This is a genomic window from Gordonia sp. LUNF6, assembly GCF_047041125.1.
Taxonomy (GTDB): domain Bacteria; phylum Actinomycetota; class Actinomycetes; order Mycobacteriales; family Mycobacteriaceae; genus Gordonia; species Gordonia sihwensis.
Genome location: NZ_CP178181.1, coordinates 1,334,501 through 1,351,130, shown reverse-complemented (window position 1 = coordinate 1,351,130; position 16,630 = coordinate 1,334,501). Strand labels below are relative to the sequence as shown.

Annotated in this window: 8 protein-coding genes; 4 read left to right on the top strand and 4 right to left on the bottom strand. The window is 69.1% G+C overall.

Annotation, left to right across the window (positions count from 1 at the left end; genetic code table 11):
• Nucleotide 1: 1 nt before the first annotated feature.
• From ACK8HH_RS06320 to ACK8HH_RS06310, 3 genes are all read right to left on the bottom strand, one after another.
• A complete protein-coding gene (locus tag ACK8HH_RS06320) occupies nucleotides 2-2,626 on the bottom strand; it encodes an AAA family ATPase (RefSeq protein WP_412475633.1) in 2,625 nt (874 codons plus the stop codon).
• Nucleotides 2,623-3,912, bottom strand: coding sequence for a metallophosphoesterase family protein (locus ACK8HH_RS06315; protein WP_006896429.1), 1,290 nt, complete (start codon nucleotides 3,910-3,912; stop codon nucleotides 2,623-2,625). Before ACK8HH_RS06315 ends, ACK8HH_RS06320 begins: the two co-directional genes overlap by 4 nt.
• Before the next feature lie 116 nt (nucleotides 3,913-4,028).
• On the bottom strand, nucleotides 4,029-5,414 hold the full coding sequence (locus ACK8HH_RS06310) for a DHA2 family efflux MFS transporter permease subunit (RefSeq protein ID WP_051999642.1): 1,386 nt from the start codon (nucleotides 5,412-5,414) through the stop codon (nucleotides 4,029-4,031).
• A gap of 313 nt (nucleotides 5,415-5,727) precedes the next feature.
• Here ACK8HH_RS06310 and ACK8HH_RS06305 point away from each other — a divergent pair, with 313 nt between their 5' ends.
• The 3 genes from ACK8HH_RS06305 (at nucleotide 5,728) to ACK8HH_RS06295 (ending at nucleotide 14,268) form a co-directional block, all read left to right on the top strand.
• A complete protein-coding gene (locus ACK8HH_RS06305) occupies nucleotides 5,728-6,525 on the top strand; it encodes a hypothetical protein (RefSeq protein ID WP_006896431.1) in 798 nt (265 codons plus the stop codon).
• Entirely contained in the window at nucleotides 6,522-10,340 is a 3,819-nt protein-coding gene (locus tag ACK8HH_RS06300) for an ABC transporter ATP-binding protein (protein ID WP_412475632.1), read from the top strand. Before ACK8HH_RS06305 ends, ACK8HH_RS06300 begins: the two co-directional genes overlap by 4 nt.
• A 229-nt stretch (nucleotides 10,341-10,569) precedes the next feature.
• A complete protein-coding gene (locus tag ACK8HH_RS06295) occupies nucleotides 10,570-14,268 on the top strand; it encodes a multifunctional oxoglutarate decarboxylase/oxoglutarate dehydrogenase thiamine pyrophosphate-binding subunit/dihydrolipoyllysine-residue succinyltransferase subunit (protein ID WP_006896433.1) in 3,699 nt (1,232 codons plus the stop codon).
• 96 nt (nucleotides 14,269-14,364) lie between these two features.
• On the opposite strand, the gene ACK8HH_RS06290 is transcribed toward ACK8HH_RS06295, so the two are convergent.
• The gene (locus ACK8HH_RS06290) at nucleotides 14,365-14,967 is read right to left on the bottom strand and encodes a TetR/AcrR family transcriptional regulator (RefSeq protein WP_006896434.1); all 603 of its coding nucleotides are present in this window, start codon (nucleotides 14,965-14,967) and stop codon (nucleotides 14,365-14,367) included.
• Nucleotides 14,968-15,045: 78 nt separating this feature from the next.
• On the opposite strand from ACK8HH_RS06290, the gene ACK8HH_RS06285 reads away from it, so the two are divergent.
• Complete coding sequence (locus ACK8HH_RS06285) at nucleotides 15,046-16,599, top strand: flavin-containing monooxygenase (RefSeq protein WP_412475631.1); 1,554 nt, start codon at nucleotides 15,046-15,048, stop codon at nucleotides 16,597-16,599.
• Nucleotides 16,600-16,630 lie beyond the last annotated feature (31 nt).

The following is a 16,630-nucleotide window of genomic DNA, read 5'->3' as shown; positions in this document are numbered from 1 at the left end:
GTCAGACGGCGATCAGCTTGGCTCCGGCCACTTCCCGGTACCGGTCGGGCGTGCAGGTCAGGACGATGATCTGCGCATCGCCACCCGCGGTGCCGAGCACATGGGCCATCGAGGCCAGGCGCGTCGGATCGGTGTAGCCGAGCGCATCGTCGAGGATCAACGGCACCCCGTCGGCCTTGTCGACCAGAGTGGCGCAGGCGAGCCGGGCGAGCAGACCGAGCTGCTCCTTGGCACCGCCCGAGAGCGAGTCGACGTCGACCGTGACGCCGTCGAGGGTGCGGGTGGCGATGACGAAGTCGTCGTCGATGTGGAACGACACACCGGAGCCGAAGACCGGGGCCGCCAGCTCCTCCAGACGCTCGGCGAATGGATCCACGTACCGCGCGCGGCTCTCGTTGCGCTTGCGCTGCAGCGTCTCGTGCAGCACACGCGCTCCTGCGGCGCGCTCTCGGACGCGTTGCAGGTGCGCCTGCGCGGCGTCGTTCGCCGCGACCGCCTCCGACAGTTCATCGAGACGTCCGTCGCTTCGGCACACCTCGAGTCTGGTCGACAGCTCGGTCTGGATTCGCTTCTGCTCCGACACCTGCCTGCGCAGCCGGTCCTGCGCGGCCTCGGCCTGCGCGAGCTTCTCGCGCAAACCGTTCAGATCCAGCTGCTCGAGGCGCTGCGTCAGCCGAGCCAGATCCGCCTCCGCGTCGTCGACCTCGGCCGCGTGCTCACGGACCCGCTCCGCGAGCGTTTCGTCGGACGCCGCGGCGGCGGAGTCGCTGAGCTCGGACTCCAGCGCGGCCGACTCTTCGGCGATGCGGACGCCGGTCTCCTCCAGCGCCGATGCCCGCGACTCGTACTCACGCACCGCTGCCAGCCGCGCCTGCCGTGCTCGGTCGGCTTCCGCGGCGAGATCGGACGCGTCACGCTCGATCCGCCGGAGCTCGGCGAGGTCGGCGTGAGCGCGCTCTCCCTCGTGCCCGTTGCCTGCGTCTGCTCCCGCCTGCTGAGTGAGGCGAGACAGCAGGTCCAGGCGCTGCCGTTCGAGGTCCTCCGCCTCGGCTCCGCCGAGCTCACGCGCCAGGGCACGCTCGGTGTCCTGAATCCGCCGAAGGATCTCCGCTCGTCGCGCGGCCGCCGATGCGACGAGCGACAGTTCGGCTACTCCGCACCGGCGACGAAGCTCTGCGGCCCGCTCGCGGAGCGTCTCCAGTTCTGCGGCCGGCTCGGCGGAATCGGCGCCCGGCCGGACCTCGACGCGCACCGATCCCGGCACCTCCACGACTGTGGGCCGCGCCGCCGAGACCTGCGCACCGTCCGCCGCCGTCTCACCGTCGAGGAGGACCTCGTCCGCGCCCAGGCGAGTGATCGTGACCGTGGGTGCGGCCGCGTCGAGCCGAGCCGCGGTGGCGGCGAGATCGCGCTCGAGTGCGGCGGCGAGCCGGACGTCGTCCTCGCTCACCGGGACGGCTGCGGCTTCGGCACGCGCCGACGCCAATTCCGATCGCAGCCGCCGGACCTCGTCGAGTGAGTTGTCCAGGCGGGCCAGACGGGCCCGATCCGATGCGACCACCGCCGCCCTCTCGGCCGCCCGGAGTTCCGCGCCGAGGTCGTCTCGCCGCTTCTGCGATTCCGCGAGCGCCGACGCCAGCTCGGCCGCCTCGCCGGCGGCGGACTCGGCCTTCGCGCGCGCCTGACTCACGGCTCGGCGATTCTCCGCGAGGGACTCGCGCAGCGCCGCGGCTCGTTCCCGGTCGCGCCGACGGCTTCGCAGCGCGTCGGCCGCGACCCGGTGCGACAGCTTCCTGCTCTCGACTGTGGCCCGAGCCGCCTTGACCTGCTCGCTCACCGCTTCGGCCTCCGCCAACGCCGCGGCGGCGGTGGAGACCTCGACGTTGCCCGACTGCTCTTGCGCCACCAACTGCCGGATGGTCTCGGCCACGCGGGGAAGCCGATCAGCGGCGTCCTGAACCCGCGCCAGGATCTCCTCGCGCTCGGCGACCGCGGCGGCTGCCCGATCGGCCGCATCGGCGGCCGCGGCGAGTTCACCGGTCGGCCGTCCTTGGGCGAGGGTGAAGTACTTCTTGTACTCCGCGGCCACCGCCGCGACCAGTTCCTGGGTCTGCGGCGTCTCGCCGCCGTCCGACTCGGACTGTCCCGCCGCACGGTCGAGCGCCTGCGAGAGCGCCGAACTGTTCGCGAGGTCGCCCAACCGCGGGTCGGCCGACTGCAGCAATCGGAGCGCCCCGAACAACGTCTTGTCGAGCGCCTCCGCGAGAATCTGGTCCACACGCTCGTGCGCCTCGCGCCCGGTGAGTTGCTCACGCACCGGCCGCGTGATCGTCAAGGTGGTCTCCGGCTGCCGATTGAAACGTTTGAAGTACTCGAAACGCCAAGAGCCGCAAGAGATATCGGCCCAAACCTCGGTACCGACGTCGCGCCCCGCGGGCTGGACGGCACGGACGTTCCTCGCCTTGCTGCTCGCCTGAGCGGTCAGCAACAAGTCGAAGGCCTCCATCATCGACGACTTGCCCGCCTCGTTGTCGCCCTCGATGACGGTGACGCCCGTGTCGGCGAACTCCACCTCGCGGGCGGCCACTCCGCGAAAGTTCGCCACTCGGAGTCGGTGCAGTCTCATCGGCCCGCCCCCGCCAGCCGGTACAGCAGGGCGAGGGCCGCGCGCGCGTCGGCGGCGTCCGCGGCGTCGGAATCCGACGCCGCCCGCTCGGCCAGCTCGGCCGCGGCGAGCGCCGCATAGCCTTGGAGATCGAGCTGGGCCACATCGGAAGGATCGGACACGACGGTCAAGTCGTGGTGCCGCTCCCAGATCTTCAACGCCGCGAACCGGTCGCCGAACTCGTCGAGCAGGTCGGCCAGTGCGACTTCGTCGGTCACGCTGATGGTCCCGGTCAACGCCAATTGCACCACCGTGCGCGACTTGTCCGGGATCTCGGAGAACAGTCCGCGCAGCCGCGCGATGTCGTCAGCGCCGTTCATGTGCTCGCGGATCGTGCGAAACGACCACTGCCCCACGCGGTGCGGGGTCACCTCGATCGAGGACTCGCCGCCCCGGCTCAGGGTCACCTCCAGAACGTGCCCCGGCGCGGACTCGACATGATCGAATGCGGTCACCTCTGGCGCACCGGAGTACCACACGCGCCCCGAGTCGCCGACCGAAGTGAGCGAATGACGATCCCCCAGGGCGACGTAGTCGACGAGTTCCGCGGCCACCGCGACATCCAGGGCGGCGCTGCCGACGATCGACGGGTCGTCGTTGGGACTGAGCGAATCGACCCCGCCGTGTCCGACCACGATCCGAATGTCGTCGGACTCGGTCAGCTGGGACAGTTGATCGCTCACCAGGTCGGTCAACGGCCGTTTCGTGGTCCACGGGGCCGCCACCAATGCGACACCGTCGCGCACCGCCACCACCCCGGGCTCGTCGAGGACGATGACGTTGTCCGGGCAGGCGGCGACGAACTCGCGCGAGCGGTACACGCTGGTGGCATCGAGCGGATCGTGATTGCCGGGCAGCAGGTACACCGGGACCGGATACTCGCCCAGCGCAGCGAGCGTGCGGCGGATGATCCGGGTCGACACCCGGGGGTCGTCGAAGACATCTCCGCACACCACGACGAACTCCGCTCCGGTGGCGCGTGCGAGATCGCCGATGCGCACCACTGCGTCGTCGCGGGCCGCACTGTACGTCGACTGCGCGTCCCCGGACAGGAAGTGCCGGGTCATGCCGAGTTGCCAGTCGGCCGTGTGCAGGAAGGTGACGCTCCGTGCCGCGGCGGGCTCGGGCGTCGATTCCGCAGCGTCGGCGGGGACGGAGAACAATGCCAGCGGTTCGAGGTCGAACAGCGGTTCCGTCACGCACGACGCGCCGTCGAGCGCCGAATCGTCGTAGGACGGCCGTGACATGCTCCCGCTCCCTCCAGATCGTCTGTCGGACCGGAGTCGGCCCGTCGTGACGATGGTACGAGGCACCTCCGACAATCCGGGTCAGACGCGGCCGCGGCTCAGTCCGCCGAACCGACTCAGGTCCGCACGAGGAAGAGCGTGGCGACGGCACCCACCAGCAGGACGGCGGCGCCGAGATAGATCGACTCGCCCATCGCTCTCGCGAATCCGTCGCGCAAGAACTCCGGCAGCTGATGAACCTCGCCGCTGTGGCCGGCGGTGTCGACTCCCGGCAGGTGCGCCGAGAGCCGTGACATCATCAGCGCACCGATTCCCGCCGAACCGATCACCGAGCCGATGACCCGCGTGGTGTTGTACACGCCGGCGCCCGCCCCCGCCTGATGCCAGGGCAGATTCCGCGTCGCGGTCGCCGCCAGCGGCGCCCAGATCCCGGCGCTCGCCAGACCCATCAGGAGCGTGGGCGCGACCAGGAGCCACACCGGGCTCTCCGGCCGGAACACGGCTCCGGCCCAGAAGGACGCCACCGCATAGACGAACAGTCCGAGCGCGACCACGTTTCGCGGATGGACCCGGTCGAGCACGCGCCCGACGATCGGCGCGAAGATGCCGGTCAGCACGGCCATCGGCACCAGGACGAGCGCCGACCGCAGCGGCGACATCCCGCCGACCAGCTGGAGGAAGAACATGATCGGGATCATCGAACCGGAGACGGCGAATCCCATCGTGGCGATACCCACGTTCGACACACTGAAGTTGCGGTCACGGAACAGCGACAGGGGCACCAGCGGCTCCCCCCGCGTGCGGCTCTCCCAGAAGACGAACACCCCCATCACCGCGACTCCGGCGCCGATGAGCACCCAGATCCATGCCGCCCAGTGGTACGACTCTCCCTCCTGGATGCCGAAGACCAGCGCCGTCAGACCCACCGCGGACAGCGCGACGCCGACCCAGTCGAACTTGTGGTCGTGGGTCTCCACCCTGGGCACCAGCATCTGGGCGAGCACCAGTCCGACCAGCCCGACCGGGAGATTGACGAAGAAGATCCACTCCCACCCCAGCGAGTCGGTGAGGACGCCGCCGAGAAGCGGACCGACCAGTGTGGCGACACCGGCGACCGTGCCCCAGACGCCCATCGCCGCACCGCGCCGCTCGGGCGGGAAGATGCGGGTGATGAGCGCCATGGTCTGCGGTGTGATCAGCGCCGCGCCGAGTCCCTGCACGCTGCGGGCCGCGATGAGTTCGCCGATGCTTCCCGACAGTCCGCACCACACGCTCGCAGCGGTGAACAGGAACAGGCCGGCCTGGTACACCCGCTTCGGCCCGATCTTGTCGCCGAGACGGCCGGCGACCAGCAGCGGCACCGCGTAGGTGAGCAGATAGGCGCTGGTCACCCAGACGATCCCGTTCACATCGGCGTCGAGCGCCTCCATGATCTGCGGCTGGGCGACCGCGACGATCGTCATGTCGACGAGGATCATGAAGAAGCCGACGCACAGCGCCATCAACGCCGCCCACGGCCGATCGGTGACCGATTTGAACACCGGAGTCTGCAGGGTTGTGGTCACGTGCGCGTCCTTTCGGATCCGGACATCGGCGCGAGGCCGAGCGAGGGCATCAGGTTAACACCGCTCACCGACCTGTTCCGGACGCCGCCGGGCTCTCTGGCGGAGCTCGGCGCACCACCGATGTCAGTGGTCGCGCATATTGTGGAGTCGTCGCCCGGCCATCGCGTCGCGCACCGGTCGCGCGGAATCCTCGCGCGGAATCGGAGTACACGTCCGCGCCGACAGCCCGGCCGACAGGGAGGATCGACACATGCGCAAGTCGAAATCCGTCGCGCACAGCGACGACAACCGCCGCAGTGGCGCGCCCGCTCCGGTGACCTACGTCGACGGCCGGGCCGCCCAGAACGCGGGCAAGTCGTCGCTGGCGATCTTGACCGTGCTCGTCGACAAGGCCCAGCGACTTCAACAACCGGCGGTGGCGAAGTACGTGCGCCGCGTGCGCCGCAAGCATCCCGACGAGGGTCCCGAGCAGGTGATCCGACGGCTGGAGAAGCACTACCTGCGCTCGGTCACCGCATCGGGAGGCGCGGTCGGCGCGGCCGCGGCGATTCCCGGCGTGGGCACCCTGACCGCCCTCGGCGCGATCACCGCGGAGAGCGCCGTGTTCATCGAGGCGTCCGCCCTGCTGGCCCTGGCGGTCGCCGAAGTCCACGGCATCTCGCCTGCGGACACCGAACGCCGCAAGACGCTGGTGCTCGCCGTCGCGCTCGGCGAAGAGGGCACGTCTGTCGTCGGGAAAGCGCTCGGAGCGCGAGGCGGTGACGCGATCGCCAAGCTCGGCGTGCCCGGGATGCCCGGGGTCAACCTCTCGACGCTCAATAAGACACTCGGCAACCGGTTCATCAAGAAGTTCACGATCGGCAAGGCACCCGTCGTGATGGGCAAGCTCATTCCGGGCGGCATCGGCGCGGTGGTCGGCGGCGTCGGCAACCGGGCGCTGGGGTCGCTCGTGGTCCGCAATGCGCGCGAAGCCTTCGGTCCCCCGCCCCGCTTCTGGGACGTCGACGGGGAGGTTCTCGCGCACCAGCGCACGATCGAGGCCGGTTGACCGGCCGCGCGGCGCCGGCCGCGCAGGGCTGGATTCGCCGCCTGGTCGGCGAGTGCGGACGACACCGCCGCCTCGCCGTGGTGCTGGTCGCCGTCACCCTCGGCGCCGTTGCCGTCGATCTGGTCACTCCACTCATCACCAAGGCCGCCATCGATTCGGCCACCGGTCAGCAGGCGGCCCGTGTGGGACTTCCCGTCCTCATCGGCGCCCTGCTGGTGGCCGCGGCACTGCGCTACGCGTGTCAGTTTGGCCGACGGATGACCGCCGGCCGCATGTCGGTCACGGTCCAAGACGGTCTGCGCCGACGGCTGCTCGACACCCTCCATCACGTCGACGGACCGGCGCGCGACACGATTCGCACCGGCCAAGTGGTGTCCCGCTCCATCTCCGACCTCCAGGTGGTCCAGTCACTGCTGGCCATGGCACCGCTCTCGCTCGGCGGCGCGGTCCAGGTGGTGCTGTCGCTTGGTGTGATGGCCTGGCTGTCGCCGCTGCTGACGCTAGTCGCGATCGCCATCGTCCCGCTCATCGCGGTGATCGTGTACCGCAGCCGCAAACGGCTGTTCGCCGCCACCTGGGCGGCGCAGCAGGCCTCCGCCGAGGTGGCCGGCCACGTCGAGGAGACGGTGACCGGCGTGCGTGTGGTGAAGGGTTTCGGCCAGGAACGCAGGGCCACCGACGAACTCGCCGCCCTGGGCGAGCGGCTGTACCGCTTCAAACTGCGCGCCGCAAACCTGAGCGCGCGCTTCACGCCGACCATGGCATCGATTCCGCAACTCGGGATGGTCGCCGTCATCGGTCTCGGCGGATACCTCGTGTATGCCGGCGACATCACCGCGGGCACCTTCCTCGCCTTCTCCACCTATCTCGCCACCATGACCGGCCTCGCGCGCATCCTCACCAACCTGGTCGTGAACGCGCAGCTCGCCGCATCGGCGGTGACTCGCGTGTACGAGGTGGCCGACCACCCGCTCGATCGCGCCTTCGAGAACACGACGACCGTTCCCGACGGCCCGCTCGGCCTGAGCTTCGACGGCGTCGGACTCACGCTCGGCGGACGCCGGGTTCTCCGCGGCGTCGACCTGCGCGTGGCGCCGGGGGAATGCGTCGCCGTGGTCGGCGGGCCCGGATCCGGCAAGTCGACCCTCGCCGAACTCGTGACCGGCGCCTATCGGGCCGAGTCGGGGACGGTCGCGCTCATCGGCGCCGAGGGAAGCGGTCTGGACGTCACAGAGCTGGCGCCGGACGAACTGTACCGAGCAGTGGCGTTCGCCTTCGACGACCCGTTCCTGTATTCGACGACGATCGCCGCGAACATCGGCCTCGGCCCGCAACCGGTGCCGCCGGACGGGGTCGACGATTCCATCCGGGCCGCCGCACGCGCGGCGGCCGCCGACTTCGCCGCGGAACTGCCCGACGGATACGCCACCGAGGTGGGCGAGCGAGGCCTCACTCTGTCCGGAGGACAGAGACAGCGAGTCGCCCTCGCCCGAGCCCTGTATCAGGGCAGCCGGGTACTGGTCCTCGACGACGCGACGTCGGCGGTCGATGCCGCGACCGAGGCGCGGATCTTCGCTCATTTCCGCGCTCTCGGGACCACGATGCTGGTGTTGGCGCACCGCGATTCCACGCTGGCGATCGCCGATCGGGTCGCGGTCCTCGACGACGGCGTGGTCACCGACGTCGGAACGGTCGCCGAACTCACCGAACGCAGTGCGCGTTTCCGCGCGCTGATGTCGCCGACCGACACCGCGGAACAGCGGGCGGCGGCCTCCGCGAGCGTGCGCGCGCAGAACGACATCGGCATCGAGGAGCTGTGGCCCGGCGGCGTCGACGCGCCGGCTCCGAAAGCCCGCCGTGAGGCCGCGCCCCCGATGCGCATCGGTCCCGGCGGCGGCGGTCGGGCCGGAGTGCTCGGCGCCATGCCCGCCACCGACGAGATCCGTGCCGCGGTGGCCGCACTGCCGCCCGCCGACGACGATCCGAAGGTGGACGTCGAGGCCGCCCGCGCCGAACGCACCGACTTCAGTCTCAAACAGATTCTGCGTCCGGTGGCCGGTCTGCTCGCCGTCGTGCTGGCGACGATCGCTGCGGACACGCTGATCGGACTGGCCTTCCCGTCGCTGGCGCGCACGGTTCTGGACGCCGCCTCGCGTTCGGATGCCGACGTGATCGGGGTCGCCGCGCTCACCGGCTTCGCGCTCGTCGCCGCCGCCTGGATCGCGGGGGCGGTGAACGTGGTGGCGGCGGCCCGCGCGGGAGAACGCGTCCTGTACGGCCTCCGCATCCGCAGCTACGCCCACCTGCAACGACTCGGCCTCGACTACTACGAGCGCGAACTCTCGGGCCGCATCATGACGCGGATGACCACGGACGTCGATGCCCTCTCCGGATTCGTCCAGAACGGGCTGTCGTCGGCCGTGGTCGCGGTGCTGACCCTGGTCGGTGTCTTCGGTGCCCTGATCGCGACCGACTGGGAGCTCGGTCTGGTGATCGCTCCGGTGTTCCCGGTCCTGCTGATCGCGACCGTCGTGTTCCGCCGGATCAGCTCGCGCGCCTACACCCGCACCCGCGAACTGGTGTCTGCGGTGAACGCGGACTTCCAGGAGAACATCGCGGGTCTGGCGACCACACGCGTGTACCGGCACATCCCGGTGGCACGGGCCGAGTTCGGCCGGCGCAGCGACGAGTGGGTCGACGCGCGGATGGACTCCCAGCGCGCCATCTCGGTGTACTTCCCCTTCATCACGTTCTGCTCCGACGCGGCCACCGCCGTCGTCCTCGGGTTCGGCGCCCATCAGGTGGCCTCCGGCGCGATGTCCTCGGGCACCCTGATCGCGTTCGTGCTCTACCTCGCGATGTTGTTCGGGCCCGTGCAGCAGCTCACGACGGTCTTCGATTCGTATCAGCAGGCGGCGGTCGGTCTGCGTCGCATCCGCGATCTGCTGCTGACCCCGAGTTCCCTGGTGGACGCACCGCAGGCCGATTCGGAGGCCTCGCCCGCCGAACTGGCGGCGCCCGCGTTCGACGGCGACGTTCGGCTCGACCGCGTGGACTTCCGTTACGCCGGGGCCGACCGCGACGCGTTGAGCGGGATCGACATGCACATCCCGGCGGGCACCTCGCTGGCGCTGGTCGGCACCACGGGCGCGGGCAAGTCGACCATCGTCAAACTGCTTGCGCGCTTCTACGACCCGACGGCCGGCAGCGTGCGGATGGACGGTATCGATCTGCGGACCATCGATCTGCACCGCTATCGCAGCCGCCTGGGCGTGGTCCCACAGGAACCCCACCTGTTCGCGGGGACCGTTGCCGACAACATCGCCTACGGCAGGCCCGGTGCCTCGCGCGAGAGGATCGCCGAAGCCGCGCGACGAGTGGGCGCGGCGCAAATGATCGCCGGTCTCCCCGGAGGCATGGAGTTCGGCGTGTCCGAACGCGGGCGGGGACTCTCCTCCGGGCAACGCCAGTTGATCGCGCTGGCCCGCGCCGAACTGGTGGAGCCGGATCTGATCCTGCTCGACGAGGCCACCGCGACTCTCGATCAGGCCACCGAGGCGCAGGTGCTCGCGGCCGGCGAGGCACTCTCCCGGCGCCGCACGAGCGTGATCGTCGCGCACCGCCTCGCCACCGCCGCACGAGCGGATGTGATCGCGGTGGTCGAGGGCGGCCGGATCGTGGAGAGGGGCACGCACCACCGACTGCTGGCGGCACACGGCGAGTACCGGCGTCTGTGGGACGCCGGCGTCTCCCCCGACGACTGCGAGGCGCCGGCTGCCGGGCCGCGCCCGGCCGACCGCTCCAGCGTCGGCTGAGCTCCTCGGCGTTCCGCTGACCGAGACGATCCCCGCTGTCACACGGTGGTCAGCACGTGAGATTGACCACTTACCGCGGCGTGTCACCCTCTGTGCGGCACACAGCGCCCGAGCCGCGAGCGGTCCGCGTACCATCGATTGATGGCAGGTCGGCCGCGGTTCACGAGACCAGCGGTTCACCCGCCACGCGATCGAAGAACACCTGGGTGAATTGAGGCGAGACAGCGCTGTGAGCAGTTCGATTTCCGAATCCGACTTCGGACAAAACGAATGGCTGGTCGAGGAGATGTACCAGCGATTCCAGACCAACCCCGAATCAGTCGATCCGAGCTGGCACGAGCTTCTCAAGAACTATCGCCCGGGTTCGACGGCGACCGCCCCGTCCTCGAACGGTGCGGCCCAGGCGACCCGGGTGGCTCCGAAGCAGGCGGTCACGCTCGACACCGAACCGACCAAGGCCGCACCGGCGCCCACCCGCGCCCCCGCACCGGCACGTGAGTCGGCCGCGACCAAGGCCGCATCCGGTACCAGCCTGGCGGCGTCCGCCGCCAAGCCTGCCGCCGATGCCGGGACAGACACGAATAAGGTGCTCCGCGGCCCCGCCGCGACCATCGTGCGCAACATGTCGGCCTCGCTCGAGGTCCCGACCGCGACCAGCGTCCGCGCGGTTCCCGCGAAGCTGATGATCGACAACCGCGTCGTGATCAACAACCACCTCGCCCGCACCCGCGGCGGCAAGGTGAGCTTCACGCACATCCTCGGCTATGCGATCGTCCAGGCGATCAAGGCGTTCCCGAACATGAACCGCCACTTCGCCGTCGTGGACGGTAAGCCGAACGTCGTCACGCCCGCCCATACCAATCTCGGCCTCGCGATCGACCTGCCGGGAAAGAACGGGAACCGCACGCTGGTCGTCGCCGCGATCAAGGGCTGCGAGACCAAGAACTTCTCCGAGTTCGTCGCGGCGTACGAGGACATCGTCCGCCGGGCCCGCGACGGCAAGCTCGGCGCCGAGGACTTCGCCGGCGTCACCATCTCGCTGACCAACCCCGGCACCATCGGCACCGTCCACTCGGTGCCGCGGCTGATGCAGGGCCAGGGCGCCATCATCGGCGCCGGAGCCATGGAGTACCCGGCCGAGTTCCAGGGCGCGAGCGATGAGCAGATCGCCGAGATGGGTGTCGGCAAGCTGATGACGCTGACGTCCACCTACGACCACCGGATCATTCAGGGCGCCGAATCGGGCGACTTCCTCCGCAAGGTCCACACGCTGCTGCTCGACGACTCCTTCTGGGACGAGCTGTTCACCTCGCTGCAGATCCCGTACGAGCCCGTCCGCTGGCGTCGCGACGTCCCCGCCGGACTCGTCGACAAGAACACGCGCGTCCTCGAGCTCATCGCCGCGTACCGCAGCCGCGGTCATCTGATGGCCGACACCGACCCGCTGATGATGAACGCGGCCGCCAAGGCCTCGCATCCGGACCTCGACGTACTGACCTACGGCCTGACTCTCTGGGATCTGGACCGCACCTTCAACGTCGGCGGCTTCCACGGACAGCGGAACATGAAGCTGCGCGACGTGCTGTCGATCCTGCGCGACGCCTACTGCCGCCACGTCGGCGTCGAGTACACGCACATCCTCGACCCGGAGCAGCAGCGCTGGCTCCAGGAGCGGGTGGAGATCAAGCACGCCAAGCCGTCGGTCGCCGAGCAGAAGTACATCCTGAGCAAGCTGAACGCCGCCGAGGCGTTCGAGACCTTCCTCGCGACCAAGTACGTCGGCCAGAAGCGCTTCTCGCTCGAGGGCGCCGAAGCCGTCATCCCGATGATGGACGCGGTTCTCGATCAGAGCGCCGAACACCAGCTCGAAGAGGTCGTCATCGGCATGCCGCACCGCGGCCGGCTGAACGTCCTGGCCAACATCGTCGGCAAGCCGTACTCGAAGATCTTCACCGAGTTCGAGGGCAATCTCGGCCCCGCTGACGCGCACGGCTCCGGCGACGTGAAGTACCACCTCGGCGCCGAGGGCAAGTACTACCAGATGTTCGGCGACAACGAGATCACCGTCTCGCTCACCGCCAACCCCAGCCATCTGGAGGCCGTCGACCCGGTCCTCGAGGGCATCGTCCGCGCCAAGCAGGACGGCATGTCGGAGGACCGCGAGTTCGACGTGCTGCCGCTGATGCTGCACGGTGACGCCGCCTTCGCCGGTCAGGGCATCGTCGCCGAGGTGCTGAACATGTCGATGCTGAACGGCTACCGCACCGGCGGCACCGTCCACATCGTGGTGAACAACCAGGTCGGTTTCACCACCGCACCCGAGCACTCGCGCTCAACGCAGTACTGCACCGACATCGCGAAGATGATCGGCGCACCGGTCTTCCACGTGAACGGCGACGATCCGGAGGCCTGCGTCTGGGCCGCCAAGCTCGCCGTCGACTACCGCGAGGCGTTCCACCGCGACGTCGTGATCGACCTCGTCTGCTACCGCCGCCTGGGCCACAACGAGGGCGACGATCCGTCGATGACCCAGCCGGCGATGTACGACGTCATCAACAACATCCGCAGCGTCCGCAAGAGCTACACCGAAGCGCTGATCGGCCGTGGTGACATCTCCACCAAGGAGGCCGAGGACGCACTGCGCGATTACCAGGGACAACTCGAGCGCGTCTTCGTCGAAGTCAAGGAACTCGAACGGTTCACACCCGAGGCGTCGCCGTCGGTGGAGGGCGAGCAGACGCTGCTCACCAAGCTGGTGACCGCGGTGCCGCAGGAGAAGCTCGCGGAGATCGGCGACGCCTTCGGCAATCTGCCCGAGGGATTCAACGCCCATCCGCGCGTCAAGCCGGTCATCAAGCGGCGCCACGAGATGCCGGTCAAGGGCGACATCGACTGGTCGTTCGCCGAGATCCTCGCCTTCGGCACCCTGGTTCAGGAAGGCCGCACGGTGCGGCTGTCCGGTCAGGACTCCCGCCGCGGAACGTTCACTCAGCGCCACTCGGTGCTGATCGACCGCGAGAACGGCTCGGAGTACACACCGCTGAACCACCTGCCCGACGCGACCGGCCGCTTCCTGGTGTACGACTCGCCGCTGAGCGAGTACGGCGTGCTCGGCTTCGAGTACGGCTACGCCCTCGCCGACCCCGACGCACTCGTCCTGTGGGAGGCGCAGTTCGGCGACTTCGTCAACGGTGCGCAGTCGATCATCGACGAGTTCATCAGCTCCGGCGAGGCCAAGTGGGGTCAGCGCAGCGACGTCGTGCTGCTGCTGCCGCACGGCCACGAGGGCCAGGGTCCCGACCACACCTCGGGCCGCATCGAGCGCTTCCTGCAGTTGTGCGCCGAGGGTTCGATGACCGTCGCGCTGCCCTCGACTCCGGCGAGTTACTTCCACCTGCTGCGGCGCCACGTGCACGATGGCATCAGCCGGCCGCTGGTGGTCTTCACCCCGAAGTCGATGCTGCGCAACAAGGCGGCCGTCTCGCCGGTGGAGGATTTCACCGAGGGCAAGTTCCTCTCCGTGATCGACGATCCGCGTTTCGCCAAGCAGGGCGGCGACCGCGACAAGGTGCAGCGTGTGCAGCTGGTCAGCGGCAAGCTCTACTACGAGCTGGCCGCACGGCAGGCGAAGGACGGTCGCGACGACGTCGCGATCATCCGCGTCGAGCAGCTGTACCCGGTGCCCTACCGCAGGCTCGCGCGCACGCTGGAGCAGTACCCGAACGCGAAGGACTTCGTCTGGGTTCAGGAGGAGCCGGCGAACCAGGGTCCGTGGCCGTTCCTCGGTCTCTGGCTGCCGGAGATGCTCCCCGAGTTGCTCGGCGGCCTCCGCCGGATCTCGCGCCGGCCGATGTCCGCGCCGTCGTCGGGCTCCAGCAAGGTCCACGCGGTGGAGCAGCAGGAGATCATCGATCAGGCCTTCCGCTGATCTGATGCGACTCTGACACGACACACGAGAGGGGCCGCCCCGCTTCGGCGAGGCGGCCCCTCTCGTGTGTCCGCGGCCGGCATCGCCGGCGCCGGCTCATGTCTGAGTCACGTTCCCGACCAGCCCGGCTAGGGTGGGCAGAGCGGCGACGAAGATCTGTACGAGCTGTTCCCGGGTGATCACCGGGTCGTCGAGCCAGCGGACGAGCGTCTCCTCCACGAAGGCGATCCAGCCCGCCACCGACAGTTCGATCGCCGGGCTCCGTTCGATCCCGATGGCGGGCGCGTGCGTCAGAATCCGCTCGGTCATCGCCGCGCGCGTCCGGTCGGCGACCGCTCTGATCGCGTCGTCCGCACTCGCCGCGCCGCGGATGACGCCCACGAACCCGCGCCCGTTGTCGGCGACGTAGTCGACGTAGGCGGTCATCGAGGCCTGGAGCATCGCGATCGGATCGCCGAGCTCGGCCTGCGGCTCCGTGCGGGCGAGCATCTCCTCCGCCTGCTCGGTGATGACGCTCAGATGGAAATCGGCCTTGGACTCGAAGTAGTGGAAGATCAGTGCCTTCGACACTCCCGCCGCTTCGGCGACCGCTTCCATCGTGACCGACTCCAGGGGACGGTCGCGTGCCATCTGCACGCCCAGATCGATGAGCTGACGACGGCGTGCAGCAGGGCTCAAACGGGTTCTGGCGGTGGTCATGCACCAACCGTAAGCGCTTATTGACCTGAATTCAATTGCCTATTGACTCGCGGTCAACACGCGCTTATCGTAGGCACCATGACAACGCATGATGTAGAGATCGCGATCATCGGAGCCGGGTTCTCCGGACTCGGTGCAGCCATCAAGCTCAGCCAGGAGGGTGTGGACGATTACGTCCTGCTCGACCGCGGCCAGGACTTCGGCGGCACCTGGCGCGACAACGTGTACCCGGGTGCCGCGTGCGACGTCCCGTCGCACCTGTACTCCTACTCGTTCGCGCTCAACCCGGAATGGTCCCGGTCGTACTCTCATCAGCCCGAGATCCACCGCTACATCAACGCCGTCGCCGACGAGCACCGCATCGGCGAGCACGCTCTGTTCGGCTCCGATGTGCGCCGTGCGGAGTGGGACGAGACCGCCGGACGCTGGAAGCTGGACTACGAGCGGGACGGCGAGAGCCACACCCTCACCGCGCGCACCCTCATCGGCGGCGTCGGACCGCTGTGCGAGCCGAACCTCCCCGATATCGAGGGCTTCGGCGACTACCGGGGCAAGATCGTGCACTCGGCCCGCTGGGACACCGACTACGACTTCACCGGCAAGCGCGTGGCCGTCATCGGCACCGGCGCCTCGGCGATCCAGATCGTGCCGCAGCTGGGCAAGGTGGTCGGACACATGGACGTGTACCAGCGCACCGCGCCGTGGATCATCCCGCGCAACGAGCGCCCGTACCTGAGCGTGGAGAACTGGGCGTTCAAGAACGTCCCCGGTCTGCAGGCGGCCATCCGCGGCGGCATCTACTCGTTCAACGAGGTGGTCGCGGCCGGGATGACCTACGCCCCGAAGGCGCTCAAGCCCGTCGAGGCGCTCAGCCGAGCCAACATCTTCCGCGGTATCCGCGATCCCGAGCTCCGCAAGGCGGTGACCCCGCGGTTCGCGGTGGGCTGCAAGCGCATCCTGAAGTCCAATGAGTGGTACCCGACCCTCGACCAGGACAACGTCGAACTGGTGACCGACGGCATCGACCGCATCACCGAGACCGGCATCGTCACCGCGGACGGCACCGCCCGCGACGTCGACGTGATCGTCGTCGCGACCGGATTCCACGTCACCGACTCCCCTGTCTTCGACACCATCGTCGGAGCGAACGGCGAGAGCCTGGCACAGGTCTGGGAGCGCGAGGGCATGCAGGCCTACAAGGGCTCGTTCGTCCACGGTTTCCCGAACCTGATGCTGCTGATCGGACCGTCGACCGGCCTGGGCCACACGTCGATGGTGTACATGATCGAGTCACAGCTGAACTACCTGGTGGACTACGTGCGCAAGACACGCGCCCGCGGCATCACCAGAGTGGACGTGCGCAAGGACGCGCAGGACCGTTTCAACGCGGGGATCCAGCGCACGCTGCGGTCCAGTGTCTGGGTGAACGGCGGGTGCGCCTCCTGGTACAAGGATCACAACGGCGACATCACCGTCCTGTGGCCGGGGTTTACCTTCAACTTCCGCAATCAGACGCGTTCGTTCGACCTCGACGCGTACGACGTGCGCACCGCGGACCGGCCCGCCGTCGTCGCAGAGCCCGTGCAGACCGCGGACGAGGCCCCGGCCGAACCCGTCGGCACCGACGCCTGACCCGACCGACACCCGACTTCCCGACACCGCA

Coding starts and splice junctions, on each gene's coding strand:
- ACK8HH_RS06285 (WP_412475631.1), top strand. CDS start 15,046: ATGACAACGCATGATGTAGAGATCGCGATCATCGGAGCCGGGTTCTCC.
- ACK8HH_RS06290 (WP_006896434.1), bottom strand. CDS start 14,967: ATGACCACCGCCAGAACCCGTTTGAGCCCTGCTGCACGCCGTCGTCAG.
- ACK8HH_RS06310 (WP_051999642.1), bottom strand. CDS start 5,414: ATGGCGCTGTGCGTCGGCTTCTTCATGATCCTCGTCGACATGACGATC.
- ACK8HH_RS06305 (WP_006896431.1), top strand. CDS start 5,728: ATGCGCAAGTCGAAATCCGTCGCGCACAGCGACGACAACCGCCGCAGT.
- ACK8HH_RS06320 (WP_412475633.1), bottom strand. CDS start 2,626: ATGAGACTGCACCGACTCCGAGTGGCGAACTTTCGCGGAGTGGCCGCC.
- ACK8HH_RS06315 (WP_006896429.1), bottom strand. CDS start 3,912: ATGTCACGGCCGTCCTACGACGATTCGGCGCTCGACGGCGCGTCGTGC.